The following is a 17,076-nucleotide window of genomic DNA, read 5'->3' as shown; positions in this document are numbered from 1 at the left end:
ACAACCCCATGGCCCACTGTTCGGCGGGTAACGCCAACCACTTATGCACTTGCGAGGACTTTATGGCCCGTTTCGACCTGCAAAAACTCTACATTGACGGCGGCTACAGCGACGCTGGCAGCGATGCCACCTTCGAAGCCATCAACCCGGCTAACGGTGAAGTTCTCGCCCAAGTGCAACGCGCCACCTTCGATGACGTTGAACGTGCCGTGGTCAGCGCTGAAAAAGGCCAGAAAATCTGGGCCGCCATGACCGCCATGGAGCGTTCGCGCATCCTGCGTCGTGCCGTGGACATCCTGCGCGAGCGCAACGATGAACTGGCCGCCCTGGAAACCCTGGACACCGGTAAAGCCTTCTCTGAAACCAAGTACGTCGACATCGTCACCGGTGCTGACGTGCTGGAATACTACGCTGGCCTGGTGCCCGCCATCGAAGGCGAGCAGATCCCCCTGCGCGACACCTCGTTTGTCTACACCCGCCGCGAGCCGCTGGGCGTGGTTGCCGGTATCGGCGCGTGGAACTACCCAATCCAGATCGCCCTGTGGAAGTCCGCACCAGCCCTGGCTGCCGGTAACGCGATGATCTTCAAGCCAAGCGAAGTCACCTCGCTGACCACCCTGAAACTGGCCGAGATCTACACCGAGGCTGGCGTTCCAGCGGGCGTGTTCAACGTACTGACCGGCAGCGGCCGTGAAGTCGGCACCTGGCTGACCGAGCACCCGCGCATCGAAAAAGTCTCCTTCACCGGCGGCACCGACACCGGCAAGAAAGTCATGGCCAGCGCGTCGAGCTCCTCGCTTAAAGACGTGACCATGGAGCTGGGCGGCAAGTCCCCGCTGATCATTTTCGACGACGCCGACCTCGACCGCGCCGCCGACACCGCCATGATGGCCAACTTCTACAGCTCCGGTCAGGTCTGCACCAACGGCACCCGTGTGTTCGTGCCCAAGCACCTGCAAGCCGCGTTCGAAGCCAAGATCGTTGAGCGTGTTGCGCGTATTCGCATCGGCAACCCGGAAGACGAAAACACCAACTTCGGCCCGCTGGTCAGCTTCGCCCACATGGAAAGCGTGCTGGGCTACATCGCCAAAGGTAAAGAACAAAGCGCCCGCCTGTTGTGCGGCGGCGATCGCCTGACTGACGGCGACTTCGCCAAAGGCGCCTTCGTGGCCCCGACCGTGTTCACCGACTGCACCGACGACATGGTGATCGTGCGTGAAGAAATCTTTGGCCCGGTGATGAGCATCCTCACCTATGAAACCGAAGAAGAAGTGATCCGTCGCGCCAACGACACCGACTTCGGCCTGGCCGCTGGCCTTGTAACCCGCGACCTGAACCGCGCCCACCGCGTGATTCACCAGTTGGAAGCCGGTATCTGCTGGATCAACGCCTGGGGCGAGTCCGACGCGAAAATGCCGGTCGGTGGCTACAAGCAGTCGGGTGTGGGCCGTGAGAACGGCATCAGCTCGCTGAACAACTTCACCCGCATCAAATCGGTACAGGTTGAATTGGGCGATTACGCCTCGGTGTTCTAACACCAGCGAGTCTTGTATTGCCCGTGAGGCCATCGCGGCGGTGCGACGACTCGACAAGCCCGGCGCCCACATTTGCTCTGTGTGAACCCGATCAAATATGGGAGCTGGCTTGCCTGCGATCGAGTGCGAAGCACTCGCCAGACCTGACCATACTTCAAAGAGGGTACATTCATGTCCCAAGAATACGATTACATCATTGTGGGTGCCGGCTCCGCCGGTAACACCCTGGCGACCCGTCTGACCGAAGACGAAGGCGTCACCGTCCTGTTGCTGGAAGCCGGTGGCCCGGACTACCGCCTCGACTTCCGTACCCAGATGCCAGCCGCCCTGGCCTTCCCGCTGCAGGGCCGCCGCTACAACTGGGCCTACGAAACCGATCCAGAGCCCCACATGGACGGCCGCCGGATGGAATGCGGTCGCGGCAAGGGCCTGGGTGGCTCTTCCCTGATCAACGGCATGTGCTACATCCGTGGCAACGCCATGGACTACGACAACTGGTCGAAGCTGCCGGGCCTGGAAGACTGGACCTACCTGGACTGCCTGCCGTATTTCCGCAAAGCCGAAACCCGCGACATCGGCCCCAACGATTGGCACGGTGGCGACGGCCCGGTCAGCGTGACCACGCCGAAAGCGGGCAACAACCCGCTGTTCCACGCCATGGTTGAAGCGGGCGTACAGGCCGGTTACCCACGTACCGAAGACTTGAACGGCTACCAGCAAGAAGGCTTCGGCCCGATGGACCGTACCGTCACGCCGAACGGCCGTCGCGCCAGCACCGCACGCGGTTACCTGGACACGGCTAAAAAGCGTTCGACCCTGACCATCGTCACCCATGCCCTCACCGACAAAGTACTGTTCGAAGGCAAGCGTGCAGTGGGCGTGCGTTACCTGATCGGCGCGGCCGAAGAGCGCGTTGAAGCCCGTGCGCGTAAAGAAGTATTGGTGTGCAGCGGCGCAATCGCTTCGCCGCAACTGCTGCAACGCTCCGGCGTCGGCCCGGCCAAATTGCTGGAAAGCCTCGACATCCCGGTGGTCCACGACCTGCCGGGCGTGGGTGAAAACCTGCAGGACCACCTTGAGCTGTACCTGCAATACGCCTGCACCCAGCCCGTGTCGCTGTACCCTTCGCTGCTCTGGTACAACCAGCCGGCGATTGGTGCCGAATGGCTGTTCAACGGCACCGGCATCGGCGCCAGCAACCAGTTCGAAGCGGGCGGTTTTATCCGTACCCGTGAAGAATTCGAGTGGCCGAACATCCAGTACCACTTCCTGCCGGTAGCCATTAACTACAACGGCAGCAACGGTGTGAAAGAGCACGGTTTCCAGGCGCACATGGGCTCCATGCGTTCGCCAAGCCGTGGCCGTATCCAGCTGAAGTCGAAGAACCCACGGGACTACCCGAGCATCCTCTTCAACTACATGGCCACCGAGCAGGACTGGCAGGAGTTCCGCGATGGCATCCGCCTGACCCGTGAAATCATGCAGCAGCCGGCACTGGACCCATACCGTGGCCGCGAAATCAGCCCGGGCATCGACGTGCAAACCGATGAGCAGTTGGACAAGTTCATCCGCGAGCACGCCGAGACCGCGTTCCACCCGTCCTGCTCGTGCAAGATGGGCACCGACGAGATGGCCGTAGTCGATGGCGAAGGCCGCGTGCATGGCATGCAGGGCCTGCGTGTGGTCGATGCCTCGATCATGCCGATCATCACCACCGGCAACCTGAACGCGCCGACGATCATGATCGCCGAGAAAATCGCCGACAAGATCCGTGGCCGCAAGCCGCTGCCGCGCAGCACCGCCGATTACTACGTGGCAGGCGATGCGCCGGTGCGTGGCAAGCCGTTGCGTGAGATTGCGCAGTAACTGATACACCGCGGTGCCTGCATCGCAGGCAAGCCAGCTCCCACAGTTGAATGGGTTCACAACTCAAAATGTGGGAGCGGGCTTGCCCGCGATGAGGCCCGACCAGACACAACAAAACCTCCCTTGATCAGCTCCCCGCCCAGGCCTACTCTGTTGGCCTGCCCGCGCCGAGCCGCCCACAAGGAAGGCCCCATGTTCGAACACCACGCCACGCTCAAGAAACACTTCGGTGCCCTGCGCACCACCGCCGAATTTTTCTCCCTGCGCTACGTTCGCGAATCCGGCCAGTACCTGTCGGTGCGCAAGAACGTCGCCGAACCGCCTCACCTGGGCCATGACGAAGGCGCCATGCTTACCGTGCGTCTCAACGGCGTGGAAGCCTACGCCGCGACCAACGATATTTCCCTTGCCGGCCTGCAAGCCGCCCTTGAGCGTGCTGAACAGCAAGCCCGGTTGATCAAGCCTCACGCCCTGCTCGACCTGCACCAGCAACCAGTGTCCAGCGACGTCGCCGACTACCTGTCGCCCGACCTCGACCAGCCCTTCCCTTCCCTGAGCGACTGCTACCAATTGCTCGGCGATGAGTCCGCCGCCGTGCCCAAGGATGAGCGCCTGGTGAGTTGGGAAGTCAGCCTGGGCACCACGCGGGTCGAACAGATCTACCTCAACAGCGCCGGCGCGCAATTGCGTCAGGCCCAGCGTTTCGTGTTCCCCGGCTTGAGCGTCACCGCCTTCGACGGCAACGACAGCCAGACCCGCACCTTGGGCGGCACCAACTTCGGCCAGCAAGGCAGTGCCGGCGTGATCCAGCGCTTCGGCCTGGTGGGCGCCGCCCGCAAAGTGGCCGACGAAGCCCTGCAGTTGCTGCTCGCACCGAATACGCCCCACGGCCCGCGTGACCTGCTGCTGATGCCCGACCAGATGATCCTGCAGATCCACGAATCCATCGGCCACCCGCTGGAGCTGGACCGCATCCTCGGTGACGAGCGCAATTACGCCGGCACCAGTTTTGTGAAGGCCAGCGACTTCGGCCACCTGCAATATGGCTCACCGTTGCTCAACGTCACCTTCGACCCGGACATCCCCGAACAGCTTGCCAGCTACGGCCATGACGACGACGGCACGCCTGCCAGCAAGCAATTTCTGATTCGCGAGGGCCTGCTGCTCAAGCCCTTGGGCGGTGCCTTGTCGCAATTTCGCGCCAACCTGCCAGGCGTTGCCAACAGCCGCGCCTGCGGCTGGAACCGTGCGCCCATCGACCGCATGGCCAACCTGAATATCGAGCCCGGCGATAAAAGCCTCGCGCAATTGGTGGGCGGCATCGAGAACGGCATCCTGATGTCGACCAACCGTTCGTGGTCCATCGACGATGCGCGCAACAAGTTCCAGTTCGGCTGCGAGTGGGGCCAGTTGATCGAAAACGGCGAACTCAAGGGCGTGGTGAAGAACCCCAACTACCGGGCGATTTCCGCGCAGTTCTGGCGCAAGCTCAGCGCGGTGGGCGATGCCAGCACCTTCAAGGTGTTGGGCACGCCGAACTGCGGCAAGGGCGAACCCAACCAGGTGATCCGCGTCGGCCATGCGTCGCCGGCCTGTGTATTCAGCAATGTCGATGTATTTGGGGGAGATGCCTGATGAACCACTTCAAGGCACTGGTGGACTGGCTCCAGCAAGCCATCACCGACAAGGAACACTTTCAACTCGGCTACGCGGATGAAGCGTCCGAGTTCGTGCGCTTCAACCACGCACAGGTGCGCCAGGCCGGCCAGGTACAGCAGGCCAGCCTGAACCTCAAATTGATCAACGATGGGCGCCACGCCGACCTGGGTATCACCCTGTCGGGCGAAGCGGAGCTGGATCGCCAACGCCTGGCGAATGGCCTGCAACAACTGCGCGAAACCTTGCCGCTGTTACCGCCTGACCCGTACCTGCTGTTGAACCCCGACGCCTGGCACAACCATAACGAACAGCTGCGCCCGCTGCCGGAACTGGCCCAGGTGCTGGACGATATCAGCCAAGCCGCCGACGGCGTGGACCTGGTCGGTTTCTACGCCGCAGGCCCCATCAGCCGTGGTTTCGCCAGCTCAACGGGCGCGTTCGGCTGGCACCGGGCTAACAGCTTCAATTTCGACTTCAGCCTGTTCCACGCCAATGGCGAAGCGGTCAAAGCCAGCTACGCCGGGCATACCTGGAACAGCGCCGAATTCGCCGCCCGTTTCCAACAGGCCCGGGAGCAACTGGCGTTTCTCGATCGCCCGCTGCACAACCTGGCGCCCGGCCAATACCGCGCCTACCTGGCGCCGGCAGCGCTGGAAGAAATCATCAGCATCATCACCTGGGGTGGTTTTTCGGCCCAGGCCATCGCCAGCAAAGGCAGTTCGTTGCAACGCCTGTACGCGGGTGATCAGTCACTGAGCCCGCTGGTGACGGTGGATGAGCAGATCAGCGGCTCCCTGAGCCAGGCGTTTTCCACTGAAGGCTACCCGCGCGAGGATGTCACCCTGATCAACGCAGGCCAGGCCGAGGGCCAGTTGATCAACTCGCGCAGCGCCGCCGAATACGGCTTGAACACCAACGGCGCCAGCAGCGACGAGTCGCCCAGCGCCTTGCAAATGGCGGCCGGCAACCTGGCCCAGGCCGATATTCTCAAGCAGTTGGGCACCGGGCTGTATATCAGCAACCTGTGGTACCTGAACTACTCCGACCTGCCGGCAGCGCGTCTGACCGGCATGACGCGCTTTGCGACCTTCTGGGTGGAAAACGGCGAGATCCAGGCGCCTGTCAGCACCATGCGCTTTGATGACAGTGTCTATCAGTTGCTCGGTTCGCAATTGGAAGCGCTGACTGCTGATCGGGAGCTGCTGTTGTCGGCCAGTACCTATGACCAGCGCAACACCGCTTCCAACCTGTTGCCAGGCGCTTTGGTAAAGCGCCTGACGCTGACCTTATAAACCGTAGGAGCGAGCTTGCTCGCGAAGAACTTACAGACACCGCCGGCTGGCTATCAGCACTGCGTTATCGTTGACGTTTTTCGCGAGCACGCTCGCTCCTACAGAGCAATAACCTGCACTGCAAAGAAACGTCTATCCCGCCACCCCTGCCCACGAGAGCATAACCTTGCCTGGGAAAGGCAAGCTGGAGTCTTGAGATGAACCATGGAAGTTTTGTCATTGAGAAGTTGTACAAGCACTACAACGTTCACGTAGAGCAACTGGGTAACGACCCGCACAGAAAAACCGTACTGATGGTTAACGGCGCGCTATCCACCACGCGCTCCTTTGCCCGTACCAGCAAATGCCTGGCCGAGCACTTCAATGTGCTGCTGTTCGACTTGCCCTTCTCTGGTTTGTCGCGCGAGCACAACACCGAACTCGACCTGGTCACCAAGGACGACGAAGTGCAAATACTGCGGGCCTTGGTGGCGCGTTTCAAAGTCAATCATCTGGTCTCGGCATCATGGGGCGGCATCTCCACGCTGTTGACCCTGGCGCACAACCCGCCCTCCATCGAAAGCTCGGTGGTGATGGCCCTGGCGCCCAACCTCAACCAGGCGATGCTGGAGTATGTCGAGCGCGTGCGTGTGCTGATCGAGGCTGATGACAAATCGGCGGTCGGCCATCTGCTCAACGAAACGGTGGGCAAATACCTATCGCCGCGCCTCAAACGTAATAACCATCGGCACCTGTCGACCATGGCCACCACCGAGTACCGCCAGGCGCGCTTTCATATTCATCAGGTGCTGGGCTTGGGCGATGGCAACTACTTGCCGGCGCTCAGGCAGATTGAAACACCGGTGCACTTTCTCAACGGCGCGCTGGACGAATACACCCCGGCCGACGAGGCCCAGCTGTTCAAACACTATGTAGGCCGCAGCAGCTTTGCCGTGGCCGAACACACCGGCCATCTGCTGGACCTGGAGTCCCGCGAAGCCGCGCTGGCAGTGCATCGGGCCTTGCTGGACTTCCTGGTGGGCGAGCATGCGAGCTTGTCAGCTATAGACGAACCGCCAGTGGGAAAAGGGGCGACGGATGGCGCATAATCGCCAACACATAGCCTGCTAATAAAAAGGGATCCCATGCCGAATCGTGCCCCTCTCGATGCCAAGACCGCCCGCTGGCTCCCCTGGGTGGTAGCGATTGCCTTCTTCATGCAGTCGCTGGACGGGACGATTCTCAACACTGCGCTGCCGGCGATGGCCCAGGACCTCGCGGAAAACCCGCTGCGCATGCAAGGGGTGGTGATCGCCTACATGCTCACCGTGGCCTTGCTGATTCCCGCCTCGGGCTGGATCGCCGACCGCTTTGGCACCAAGAAGATTTTCTTTGGCGCGATCATGCTGTTCAGCATCGGGTCGTTGCTGTGTGCGCTGTCCAGTAGCCTGAGCATGCTGGTGGGCGCACGGGTGGTCCAGGGCCTGGGCGGTGCGCTGATGCTGCCGGTCGGGCGGCTGGTGGTGCTGCGGGCTTATCCGCGCTCCGAGCTGGTGCGGATCATGGGCTTCATCACCATTCCCGGCCTGCTCGGCCCCTTGCTTGGCCCGACGATGGGCGGCTGGATGGTGCAATACCTGACCTGGCACTGGATCTTCCTGATCAACCTGCCGGTGGGCATGATCGGCTGCTATGCCGTGTGGAAATTCATCCCCGACCTGCGCGGCAGCGAGCGCACGCGCTTCGACGGCCTGGGCTTTCTGCTGTTCGGCGCGGCGATGGTGCTGATCACCATCGCCATGGAGGGCCTGGGCGAACTGCACCTGCCGCACCTGCGGGTGATGTTGCTGTTGTTCGGCGGGCTTGCCTGCCTGGCGGCGTACTGGCTGCGCGCCGGGCACATCGACAACCCGCTGTTCTCGCCGGTGCTGTTCAAGACGCGCACCTTTGCCGTGGGGATCCTCGGCAACCTGTTTGCGCGCCTGGGCAGCGGCGCACTGCCGTTCCTGGTGCCGCTGCTGTTACAAGTGGCGCTGGGCTATTCGCCGTCAGAAGCCGGCATGAGCATGCTGCCGCTGGCGGCGGCGGCAATGTTCGCCAAATCCATCGCGCGCCCGCTTATCGAGCGCCTCGGCTACCGCGTCGTCCTGACCGGCAACACCCTGGCCCTGGGCCTGATGCTGGCGAGCATGGGCCTGGTCAGCGAACAAACGCCCTACCCGTTACTGTTAGGCATGCTGGCAGTCCTGGGGGCCATCAACTCCCTGCAATTTACCGCGATGAACACCGTCACCCTGATCGACCTCGACGACGCCCAGGCCAGCAGCGGCAACAGCTTGCTGTCGGTGGTGGCGCAGTTGTCCCTGAGCCTGGGCGTGGCTTGTGCCGGTGCATTGCTCGGCGGCTTTACCGCCGAAGCCGGCAATGACGGGGTCAATACGGTGCTGGGCGCCTTTCAACTGACCTTCCTCACCGTGGGCATCATGGCGATGCTGGCGGCGGCGATCTTCCTGCAACTGTCGCCCAAGGACGGCAAACGCGTGGTCAGCCGCGAGCACGATATCGAGCACTAACGGGCGTCTCGTCGAGAACTTGCGAGGAAAATCCCACGAGACTGGTACACTGCGCGACATTTTGTTTTGCAGAGCCAGTCCCGTGACTACCATCGCCACCGCTTTTAATACTTTGCCCCTGTCCGCCGCCATGCTGGCTAACCTCGACTCGCTGGGTTACGTCGAGATGACGCAGATCCAGGCGCAAAGCTTGCCGGTGATCCTCAAAGGGCTGGACCTGATTGCCCAGGCCAAGACCGGCAGCGGCAAGACCGCTGCATTCGGCATCGGCCTGTTGAACCCGATCAACCCGCGCTACTTCGGTTGCCAGGCGCTGGTGATGTGCCCGACTCGCGAGCTGGCCGACCAGGTGGCCAAGGAAATCCGTCGCCTGGCCCGTGCCGAAGACAACATCAAGGTACTGACCCTATGCGGCGGCGTGTCCCTCGGCCCGCAGATCGCCTCCCTGGAGCACGGCGCCCACGTTATCGTCGGCACGCCGGGCCGTATCCAGCAGCACCTGCGTAAAGGCTCGCTGGTGCTGGACGGCTTGAACACCCTGATCCTCGACGAAGCCGACCGCATGCTCGACATGGGCTTCTACGACGCCATCGAAGACATCATCAGCAAGACCCCGCCGCGCCGCCAAACCCTGCTGTTCTCGGCCACGTACCCCGTGAGCATCAAGCAGCTCGCTTCCAAGTTCATGCGTGCGCCTCAGCAAGTGAAAGCCGAAGCGTTCCACTCCGACGACCAGATCGAACAGCGCTTCTACGAAATATCCCCGGAAGAACGCATGGACGCCGTGACCAAGGTGCTGGCGCACTTCCGCCCGGCCTCCTGCGTGGCGTTCTGCTTTACCAAGCAGCAAGTGCAGGAAACCGTCGACCACCTGACCGCCAAGGGCATCTCCGCCGTTGGCCTGCATGGTGACCTGGAACAGCGCGACCGTGACCAGGTACTGGCGATGTTTGCCAACCGCAGCACCTCGGTGCTGGTGGCCACCGACGTTGCCGCCCGTGGCCTGGACATCGACGCCCTGGACATGGTGATCAACGTCGAACTGGCCCGCGACTCGGAAATTCACATCCACCGTGTAGGCCGTACCGGCCGTGCCGGCGAAACCGGCATCGCCATCAGCCTGGTGGCGCCGTCCGAAGCCCACCGCGCCCAGGCCATCGAGCAACTGCAAAAGTCGCCGCTGAACTGGGACCAACTGGACAACCTCAAGCCGCAAAGCGGTGGCCCGCTGTTGCCGCAGATGAGCACCCTGTGCATCGCCGCAGGGCGTAAAGACAAGGTGCGCCCAGGCGACATTCTCGGTGCATTGACCGGTGAAGCCGGCATTCCGGGTGCCCAGGTCGGCAAGATCGCGATCTTTGATTTCCAGGCCTTCGTGGCCGTGGAGCGCGGCATCGCCAAGCAGGCGTTGCAGCGTTTGAATGACGGCAAGATCAAAGGCCGTTCGCTGCGCGTGCGTATTTTGTAATAACACCGAGTTCCCATTGCAGGAACCGAATCAATGTGGGAGCTGGCTTGCCTGCGATAGCGACGGTGAATCCACTACCGCTATCGCAGGCAAGCCAGCTCCCACAGTGTTGATGGCATTTCAAATCAATAGTTTTGTGAGGACATGGCTGTGCGCTCGACCGAAGTTGTGATCATTGGCGCCGGCGCCGCAGGCTTGATGTGCGCGCTGACCGCCGCCGGGCGTGGGCGCAAGGTGATGTTGATCGACCACGCCAACAAGGCCGGCAAGAAAATCCTGATGTCCGGTGGCGGCCGCTGCAACTTCACCAACATGTACACCGAGCCGGCCAACTTCCTCTCCCATAACGCGCACTTCTGCAAATCCGCCCTGGCCCGCTACACCCAGTGGGATTTCATCGGGTTGGTAGCCAAGCACGATGTGCCGTACCACGAGAAGAAACTCGGCCAGCTGTTCTGCGACAACAAGTCCAGCGACATCCTCGGCATGCTGCTCGACGAGTGCATCCAGACCGGCGTGAGCCTGCACCTGGACACCTCCATCGAGGCAATCGCCAAGCTCGAAAGCGGCTATCAACTGCAAACCACCTTGGGTGAGCTGCGCTGTGAATCCCTGGTGATCGCCACGGGCGGTTTGTCGATCCCAACGCTGGGCGCCACCGGTTTCGGTTACCAAGTGGCCAAACAGTTCGGCCACGAACTGCTGCCGACCCGCGCCGGGCTGGTGCCGTTCACCATCACCGACCAGCTCAAGGAGTTGTGCGGCGAGTTGTCCGGCACCTCGGTCGACTGCCTGGTGAGCTGCAACGGCCAGAGTTTTCGCGAGAACATCCTGTTCACCCACCGCGGCCTGAGCGGGCCGGCAATTTTGCAGATTTCCTCGTATTGGCACTCCGGCGACACGGTAGAAATCAACCTGCTGCCCGACCACGACGCCCATGCCTGGCTGCAACAGCAACAGGCCGAACACCCCAACAGCGAGTTGAAAACCCTGCTGGGCGAGATCTTCACCAAGAAGATGGCCAACCTGCTGGCCCAAAGCTGGTTCGAATCCAAACCGATGAAGCAGTACACCCACGCTGAAATTGCCGATATCGCGCAAAAACTGGGGAGCTGGCAACTGGTACCGGCCGGCACCGAGGGTTATCGCACCGCCGAGGTGACATTGGGCGGGGTGGATACGCGGGAAGTGTCGTCCAAGACCATGGAATCGCTGAAAAGCCCCGGCCTGTACTTTATCGGCGAAGTGCTGGATGTGACCGGCCACCTGGGCGGGTTCAATTTCCAGTGGGCCTGGGCCTCGGGCTACGCGGCCGCGCAATACGCCTGATGTGGGAGCGGGCTTGCTCGCGAATGCGGTGGATCAGTTAACTGTCTATTAGCTGACACACCGCATTCGCGAGCAAGCCCGCTCCCACATTGGTTTTGCAGTGATCCTGAGAATTTTGCTGTCCGATGTGATCGCCGCACTTGCCGTGGCGTCCTTGATAGCTCAATTTAGCGACAACGTCCCGGAAGACTCCAGACTTCATGTCATCGACCTCGTTCAAGCAGTCCATGCGGCGCCTGTGGGCGCTGGATAAATTCAGCTACAGCGTACGGGTGTTCATCGCCCTCACCGGCAGCATGGCGTTGTGTTGGTACCAGGATGAAATGACGCTGCTGATCCCGCTGTTCCTGGGGATTATCGCCAGCGCCCTGGCCGAGACCGATGACAGCTGGCAAGGCCGCCTCAATGCGCTGGCGGTGACACTGGTGTGTTTCAGCATCGCCGCGCTGTCGGTAGAGCTGCTGTTCCCTTACCCCTGGATATTTGCCATCGCCCTGGCCCTGGCCAGTTTCGGCCTGACCATGCTCGGCGCGCTGGGCGAACGCTATGGCGCGATTGCTTCGGCTACCTTGATTCTGTCGGTCTACACCATGATCGGCGTGGACCAGCGCGGCGGCGCCGTCACGGATTTCTGGCATGAGCCGCTGTTGCTGGTCGCCGGTGCCGCTTGGTACGGCGCGTTGTCGGTGCTGTGGCAGGCGCTGTTTTCCAACCAGCCGGTGCAGCAGAGCCTGGCGCGGTTGTTCCGCGAGCTGGGGCGTTACCTCAAGCTCAAGTCGTCCTTGTTTGAACCCATCCGTCAGTTGGACGTAGAAGCGCGACGCCTGGAACTGGCTCAGCAAAATGGCCGAGTCGTCGCTGCGCTGAATGCCGCGAAGGAAATCATCCTGCACCGCGTCGGCAATGGGCGTCCGGGCTCGAAGGTCAGTCGCTACCTGAAGCTCTACTTCCTGGCCCAGGACATTCACGAGCGCGCCAGTTCCTCTCACTACCCCTACAACGCCCTCACTGAAGCCTTCTTCCACAGCGATGTACTGTTTCGTTGCCAGCGCCTGCTGCGCCAGCAGGGCAAGGCCTGCCAGACGCTGGCCGAGTCGATCCAATTGCGCCAACCGTTCATCTATGACGACAGTTTTGCCCAAGCCCTGGGCGACCTGAACGCCTCCCTGGAGCACCTGCGCATCCAGAGCAACCCGGCCTGGCGTGGCCTGCTGCGCTCCTTGCGCGCCCTGGCGGCCAACCTGTCCACGCTCGACCGCCTGCTGGGCGACGCCAGCAACCCCGATGCCCTGGCCGACGCCACCGACAGCAACCTGCTGGACCGCGCCCCGCGCAACCTCAAGGAAATGTGGACGCGCCTGCGCACCCAACTGACGCCCACCTCGCTGCTGTTTCGCCACGCCCTGCGCCTTTCCCTCGCGTTGACCGTCGGCTACGCCACCCTGCACGCCATTCACGCGTCTCAGGGTTACTGGATCATCCTCACTACCCTGTTCGTGTGCCAGCCGAGTTACGGCGCCACCCGGCGCAAACTCGGCCAGCGGATCATCGGCACCGCCATCGGCCTCACCGTGGCCTGGGCGCTGTTCGATCTGTTCCCCAACCCGGTGGTGCAGTCGATGTTCGCTATCGCCGCAGGCCTGGTGTTCTTTATCAACCGCACCACCCGCTACACCCTGGCGACGGCGGCCATCACCTTGATGGTGCTGTTCTGCTTCAACCAGGTGGGCGATGGCTACGGGCTGTTCCTGCCGCGCCTGTTCGATACGTTGCTCGGTAGCCTGATCGCGGGCCTGGCGGTGTTCCTGTTCCTGCCAGACTGGCAAGGCCGACGCTTGAACAAAGTGCTGGCCAACACCCTGACCTGCAACAGCATCTACCTGCGCCAGATCATGCAGCAATACGCCGCCGGCAAGAGCGACGACCTGGCTTACCGCCTGGCCCGCCGCAACGCGCACAACGCCGACGCCGCGTTGTCCACCACCCTGGCCAATATGCTGATGGAGCCGGGGCACTTCCGTAAGGAAGCCGACGTGGGCTTCCGCTTCCTGGTGCTGTCTCACACCTTGCTCAGCTATTTGTCAGGGTTGGGGGCACATCGCGATACTTCGCTACCGAGCGATGTGCGTGAGCACTTGATCGAAGGCGCGGGCAACAGCCTGGCGGCGAGCATTGATGAGATCGCCACCGGCCTGGCCAACAAACAGTCGGTTGCGATCCAGAGCGATGCCGAGGAAGCGCTGGCCGCCGAGCTTGAACAAATGCCGGATGAGATCGACGAAGGGCAGCGGTTGGTACAGACGCAGTTGGCGTTGATCTGCCGGCAGTTGGGGCCGTTGCGTACGTTGGCGGCGCATTTGATCAAGGATACCGGTGCGGCTTAGGCCGCTATCGCAGGCAAGCCGGCTCCTACATTGGAACGCATTCCCATGTAGGAGCCGGGCTTGCCCGCGATGAGCATAGGTATCTACACAACTGTGTAGTTCGCAGCAGCCTCCTGAAACCACGATGCGAAGCGAGTCGCTCTTGATCTTGATCTGCTTTTGATCTTAGGCGCCCCGTTAAACCACGCTGGCCGGAATTCGACAGGGATTTGGGGGGTAAACCGGCAGGGATGCCGGTTTAGCCGCCCCGCGCCATGGATGGCGCGTGGCGGCGGCCCCCCAAATCACTGGCGGATTACGGGCACACCGAGCCTAAGCGAGGTGCCGAGTGGTGGGGCAAGAGCGTTTTGCTTACTTTTGCGCTTTTCAAAAGTGAGCCGCCGTCAGGGCGGAACCCTAAGTGGCCGTTACCGCAGGAATCGATATGTACTCGGTATAACTGTTTTGACTGTCAGGCCGCCTTCGCGAGCAAGCCCGCTCCCACAGTTGGGTCGTGGGGCGTCAGGTAAATAGGCGTCGGCTGTCAGGCCGTCTTCGCAGGCAAGCCAGCTCCCACAATTAGATCGCGGTGCGTCAGTTAGAGCCGCGTCGGCTATCCGGCCGTCACGGGAGCAAGCTCCCTCGCCACAGGGTCAGCGTCGCACCAACGTTGTGTAGATAACTATGCCGCGATGAGGCCCGCACGCTACATCCCATGCGCCTTCATCAACCGCGCATAACTGCCATCAGCCTTCATCCTGGCAATCTCCCGATCAAAACCCGCGACAATCTGCGCATGCTCGGGGTTCTTCAAACTGACCAGAATATGCAGGCTGTTCTCGCTCAAAGGCTTGCCCACAAACGCCACGGTATTGCGCACCCGCGGCGACTCCCGAGCCAGGTAATAACGCGCCACGTATTCATCTTCCAGCGTCAACCGCACCCGCCGCGCCGCGAGCATGCGCACCGCCATGGCAAAGTTGTGCACGGGTACTTTCTGTAGCTGGGTGTCTTGATCGAACGCTGCCGAGTAAGCGTAACCGCGCACCACGGCGATGGTCTCGTCGCGCAGTTCGGCCAGGCTCTGATAACCAATGTCATCGTCGCTGCGCTTGAGAAAGCGCACACGGTTAAGCAGGTACTCAGCAGAAAACTGGCCAAACTGCGTGCGGGCCTCGTCGTACCAGGCGTTGATCAGCACATCGTAGCGCCCATCCCCCACGCCCTTGAGCGCACGGGCCCAGGGCACCTGTTCAAAATCACTGGCGTACCCCGCACGGGCCAGGGCCGTGCTGACGATATCGGTGGCCAGGCCGCCATTGATCAATGGTGGCATCGGTGAACGGCGGCCAGCCATCCGCCACCAGGCGCAGACGCTGGGCCAGCACCGGCTGGGCCAGCAACAGCACTGCGATCAAAGCAACGGCACGAGTCAATCGCGGCATGCTCAAAGTCCTTGGCGGGCAGGCGGTGGCCTGATAACAGTAGCTCATCAATAAGCTTGCATTGCAGATTACACAAAGCAGCCAACGGCGCACGCACTGAATGATGGCAAATTGACGCCATTCACACATTTGCCAATTTTAGACAGCGGCGCCCGTCACGCTTACTATCCAGGCACGTCTTTATAAGAGCACACATCATGACGGTTGATTGGGTTTGTAAACATCACAACGACTTGGGCAAGGACCAGCTATATGCCGTCCTGCGTTTGCGCAGCGAGGTATTCGTCGTCGAGCAGAAATGCGCGTATCAGGACATCGATGGGCAGGACCTGGCGGGGGACACCCATCACCTGATGGCCTGGAACGACAATGAACTGGTGGCTTACCTGCGCCTGCTGGACCCGGAGTCCCAGGGCGGTGATGTGGTGATTGGCCGGGTGATCGTTGCGCCATCGGCACGCGGCACCGGGTTGGGGCACACGATGATGGAAGAGGCCCTCAAGCAGATTGAAGAAATCTGGCCCGAGACACCGATCTTTCTCTCAGCTCAGGCGCATTTGCAGGAGTACTACGGGCGGTATGGGTTTGTAGTGGCGGGTGAGGAATACCTGGAGGACGATATTCCCCATATCGGCATGCGGCGCATCTGAGGGCGCCATCGCAGGCAAGCCAGCTCCCACATTGGAACGCATTCAACTGTGGGAGCCGGGCTTGCCCGCGATAGCGTCAGCCCTGCCACCGCTGAACTCAGGGGTAGCCCAACACCTGCTTGATCGACGCCAGATTAGCCTCGATCCACCCCCGATCAATCGCCCCCCAATCCCGAATCCGATAGCGCCCCGCATGGTTACGCGCACCGTCCTCCTGCTCGAACTCACACACAATATCCAGGTCGGCCAACGCCGCAATCGTATCCTGGGCGGTACGCCTAGGCATGCCGGTGGCCTCGGTCAGCGCCGGGACGCTGCTGGCCAGCTGGCTGTCGATCAAGTACGCCACGTACAGGCGGCGGTAGAAGCTGCTTTTGGTCTTGCTCACATCCATGGTCAGTCGCCTTGGGGTTAGGGCTTGCCCTGCAAATCGCGCCAGGTGAGGTACACGCGCAGGTCGAATTCCACCTGATGGTAGCCCGGCATCATGTATTGGCAGAGTTTATAGAACGCCTTGTTGTGGTCCGACTCCTTGAAGTGAGCCAGTTCATGTACCACGATCATGCGCAGAAACTCCGGGGCCGCCTCCTTGAACAGCGAAGCGATGCGGATCTCTTTCTTGGACTTGAGATTACCGCCCTGCACTCGGGAAATCGTGGTGTGCAAACCCAAGGCACGATGGGTCAGGTCCAGCCGGTTGTCGAACAGCACTTTGTCGATAGACGGCGCGTTACGCAGGTGCTCCTGCTTCAAGGCCAGGGCATACGCATACAGGGCCTTGTCGCTCTGCACCGCATGGCGCTCGGGGTAACGCTGTTCCAGATAGGCACCCAACTGGTCCTTGGCGATCAGTTGGCGCACTTGCTCCTGGAGCGCGGCGGGGTAGGCCTGGAGGTATTTCAACGCGGTCATGGGCT

Annotated in this window: 12 protein-coding genes and 1 pseudogene; 10 read left to right on the top strand and 3 right to left on the bottom strand. The window is 61.7% G+C overall.

Annotation, left to right across the window (positions count from 1 at the left end; translation table 11 throughout):
- Positions 1-62: 62 nt before the first annotated feature.
- The 9 genes from betB to yccS all read left to right on the top strand — a co-directional run bounded on the left by betB (position 63) and on the right by yccS (position 14,085).
- Positions 63-1,535 carry a betaine-aldehyde dehydrogenase gene (gene betB, locus TX24_RS10230; protein WP_057710274.1) on the top strand — a complete coding sequence of 491 codons (1,473 nt, stop codon included), beginning with the start codon at positions 63-65 and terminating at the stop codon, positions 1,533-1,535.
- A 171-nt stretch (positions 1,536-1,706) separates the two neighbouring features.
- Positions 1,707-3,401, top strand: a complete 1,695-nt coding sequence (gene betA, locus TX24_RS10225) for a choline dehydrogenase (protein WP_032894927.1) — start codon at positions 1,707-1,709, stop codon at positions 3,399-3,401.
- 192 nt (positions 3,402-3,593) lie between these two features.
- Positions 3,594-5,036: a TldD/PmbA family protein gene (locus TX24_RS10220; RefSeq protein WP_057710273.1), complete on the top strand. Its 1,443-nt coding sequence runs from the start codon at positions 3,594-3,596 to the stop codon at positions 5,034-5,036.
- Positions 5,036-6,352 (top strand): TldD/PmbA family protein, encoded by a 1,317-nt coding sequence (locus TX24_RS10215; protein ID WP_057710272.1) that lies wholly within the window; start codon positions 5,036-5,038, stop codon positions 6,350-6,352. Before TX24_RS10220 ends, TX24_RS10215 begins: the two co-directional genes overlap by 1 nt.
- A 197-nt stretch (positions 6,353-6,549) precedes the next feature.
- Positions 6,550-7,440: an alpha/beta fold hydrolase gene (locus tag TX24_RS10210; protein WP_057710271.1), complete on the top strand. Its 891-nt coding sequence runs from the start codon at positions 6,550-6,552 to the stop codon at positions 7,438-7,440.
- A 36-nt stretch (positions 7,441-7,476) separates the two neighbouring features.
- Positions 7,477-8,904, top strand: a complete 1,428-nt coding sequence (mdtD, locus tag TX24_RS10205) for a multidrug transporter subunit MdtD (protein WP_057710270.1) — start codon at positions 7,477-7,479, stop codon at positions 8,902-8,904.
- Positions 8,905-9,034: 130 nt separating this feature from the next.
- Complete coding sequence (gene dbpA / locus TX24_RS10200) at positions 9,035-10,372, top strand: ATP-dependent RNA helicase DbpA (RefSeq protein ID WP_232964675.1); 1,338 nt, start codon at positions 9,035-9,037, stop codon at positions 10,370-10,372.
- A 150-nt stretch (positions 10,373-10,522) separates the two neighbouring features.
- The gene (locus TX24_RS10195; RefSeq protein ID WP_057710318.1) at positions 10,523-11,701 is read left to right on the top strand and encodes a BaiN/RdsA family NAD(P)/FAD-dependent oxidoreductase; all 1,179 of its coding nucleotides are present in this window, start codon (positions 10,523-10,525) and stop codon (positions 11,699-11,701) included.
- Positions 11,702-11,901: 200 nt separating this feature from the next.
- The gene (gene yccS, locus TX24_RS10190) at positions 11,902-14,085 is read left to right on the top strand and encodes a YccS family putative transporter (RefSeq protein ID WP_047711962.1); all 2,184 of its coding nucleotides are present in this window, start codon (positions 11,902-11,904) and stop codon (positions 14,083-14,085) included.
- Between the two features lie 685 nt (positions 14,086-14,770).
- Here yccS and TX24_RS10185 read toward each other — a convergent pair.
- A pseudogene (locus TX24_RS10185) lies at positions 14,771-15,509 on the bottom strand (substrate-binding periplasmic protein).
- Between the two features lie 197 nt (positions 15,510-15,706).
- On the opposite strand from TX24_RS10185, the gene TX24_RS10180 reads away from it, so the two are divergent.
- The gene (locus TX24_RS10180) at positions 15,707-16,159 is read left to right on the top strand and encodes a GNAT family N-acetyltransferase (RefSeq protein ID WP_057710269.1); all 453 of its coding nucleotides are present in this window, start codon (positions 15,707-15,709) and stop codon (positions 16,157-16,159) included.
- A 97-nt stretch (positions 16,160-16,256) separates the two neighbouring features.
- On the opposite strand, the gene TX24_RS10175 is transcribed toward TX24_RS10180, so the two are convergent.
- Both TX24_RS10175 and TX24_RS10170 read right to left on the bottom strand, forming a co-directional pair.
- Positions 16,257-16,553, bottom strand: a complete 297-nt coding sequence (locus TX24_RS10175; protein ID WP_057710268.1) for a winged helix-turn-helix domain-containing protein — start codon at positions 16,551-16,553, stop codon at positions 16,257-16,259.
- A gap of 17 nt (positions 16,554-16,570) precedes the next feature.
- Entirely contained in the window at positions 16,571-17,071 is a 501-nt protein-coding gene (locus tag TX24_RS10170) for a M48 metallopeptidase family protein (protein ID WP_003194942.1), read from the bottom strand.
- Positions 17,072-17,076: the final 5 nt, after the last annotated feature.

The organism is Pseudomonas lactis, from assembly GCF_001439845.1.
Lineage (GTDB): Bacteria > Pseudomonadota > Gammaproteobacteria > Pseudomonadales > Pseudomonadaceae > Aquipseudomonas > Aquipseudomonas lactis.
The sequence above is the reverse complement of the archived record's forward strand: the minus strand, read 5'-3'. Positions and strand labels throughout refer to the sequence as shown.